Genomic DNA, 2,080 nt, shown 5'->3' on the forward strand with positions numbered 1-2,080 from the left:
TTCGCTGGTAGAAGAATCAGAACTAACTTCTTCAACCAAAATAACTACCTCAACAGTTTGTCCTACAGTCAGCTCTGGAGATTCAATTTCAATTCTATTTCCCGGTAGGACTTTTGCTGTCGTGTACAAAGTTGATTTAACTTTAACCATTTTAAGCCTTCTCTTTAAGTATTGTTGTTAATGTAGCTTATTAAAATCGGCGATCGCACTTTAACCCACAGTTTCAATCAATGTGCATGGTGCGTTCCCCAAAAATCTATTAGTGGAGCAGCAGTAGCCATATTAGGGAACGCACCCTACGGCGATGGCGATCGCATTGCGTAGCAGTGCCTTCGACATCGCACTAAGTTTGGAGCATAACGATCGATTTCACCGACATTTTGGATCGTAGCGGAAAAATGTCAGGTACAACGATTTGTTATACCTTATCTTTCTTTGTCAGTTAAATCAATATATTCAGTTTGTATTCGTTTATTCTTTATTAGTATTCTAAAATACGGACATTTCCCATTTACTGATAAATCTTTATCATCATTCCCTTTCCTGAATTTAATTATTTCAAATTGGTCGGGATTAAATTTATGTAAAAATGTTATTGGCACTCCCATATATCCCTTATAGTCTATTGGTATGTCTTGTGTTTTATTAATATTAATTCCATCATAATTGTCATATTTTGGATATTGAACTTCGTTGCCAAAATATATTTTTGTGAGTTCTATATCTTCGTGCCGCTTAAAATTATCTAAATTAGTAAGCCATAAACAATTGTTCGGTGAGATTATTCTATTACCAGAGTTATCTATTCGAGTTTCTGTTCCATATAGTTCATAGTGTTCAGGTACAATAAAACCTGAAATACCTCTACCAAGATTTATTCCTAACCACGCCTTGTTTTCTTTAATAAGTTTGAAAATTTCTTTATAGGTTATTGCATTAATATTTCCAATTATCAAAAACTTTTTATCGTATTTAACCAATTGAGCTACATACTCTCTGAATAATGAAAATGGGGGATTGGTAACAACAATATCGGACTGCTTTAATAGTTCAATGCTTTCCGAACTACGAAAATCACCATCTCCATTAAAGTAAACTAGGTCAGTTGAACTTGGTTTGTTTTTTTCGCCTTCTGTACCTGTATATTCAAAGAAAAACCCTTTTTCATCTTCTTCTGTATTAAATAAATTTTTTACTTGCTCTCTATAACAAGATGTTATTATTTTTTTAAGACCTAATTCATTAAAATTTGAGGTAAAATAATTAAAAAAGTTACTAATTCGGGGGTCATCGCAATTGCAATAAACTACTTGATTTTCAAAATGACTTTTATAATGCTGTAATTCGCTTTCTATATCTGAAAGCTGTGTATAAAACTCGTCACTTTTTGATTTTTTAGCTTTTTGTAATAATTCGTTTGTTGCATTTCTTGCCATTTTCAACCTATTTTGATTTAATAAATCTTTGTTTTAGTTATTTACTTTTGGTTATCTGATTAAATATCTCACTGCCTAATACTTTAAGAGAGGTTTTAGAAATTTCAAGCATAATATCAAACATTTTTTTGACATCCCATTTTCCGCGCTCAGGGGCTGCCATTAACCTCAAACTCAGCACCAGCGGCGTCTGCAAGCCATTAGGGAGAGAAAAGACACCTCCGGTACCTTGGAGGTCAGAAGTTCAAATCCTCTATCAAGTAATAACCAGAGGCTTGCATGAAAATTCTGGGGCATGTTTTAAAACAGATCCCAGTAGCCGAACCAGTAAGAATAGGTTTAAAGAGGGAACCATCCTGACCACGCTGGGTTTTCAACGCGAGGATCGTAATACTGGCTCCACACCTTTCGGTCATAGCCGACCACAAACAATGTCACCCCACCAGGCACTCCGCTGATGGCAGTTACCACCGATGTTGGTGGAAATGTGTTATCTCCGAGGGGGAACCAATCAGACCATTTAGCATCTGCAATTCTGGGATCATAGAACTTGCTCCAAATTCGGCCATCTAAACCGACAACGAAGAGACTGGCTGCGCCGGGTAATGAGCTAACGGCAGACACGTTTGTGGTTTCTGGGGAAA

The 2,080-nt window shown here is 36.1% G+C and carries 3 protein-coding genes; all 3 read right to left on the reverse strand.

Annotation, left to right across the window (positions count from 1 at the left end):
• Window positions 1-425: 425 nt before the first annotated feature.
• Complete coding sequence (locus tag PX484_RS10375) at window positions 426-1,436, reverse strand: adenine-specific methyltransferase EcoRI family protein (protein ID WP_287767809.1); 1,011 nt, start codon at window positions 1,434-1,436, stop codon at window positions 426-428.
• A 37-nt stretch (window positions 1,437-1,473) separates the two neighbouring features.
• A complete protein-coding gene (locus PX484_RS10380; protein ID WP_223211159.1) occupies window positions 1,474-1,599 on the reverse strand; it encodes an EcoRI family type II restriction endonuclease in 126 nt (41 codons plus the stop codon).
• Between the two features lie 176 nt (window positions 1,600-1,775).
• On the reverse strand, window positions 1,776-2,080 hold a 305-nt coding region (locus PX484_RS10385), incomplete at its 5' end, for a PLL family lectin (RefSeq protein WP_288103742.1).

Origin of the sequence: Microcystis sp. M49636_WE2 (assembly GCF_030065375.1) — a bacterium.
In the GTDB taxonomy this organism is placed as follows: Bacteria; Cyanobacteriota; Cyanobacteriia; order Cyanobacteriales; family Microcystaceae; genus Microcystis; species Microcystis aeruginosa_C.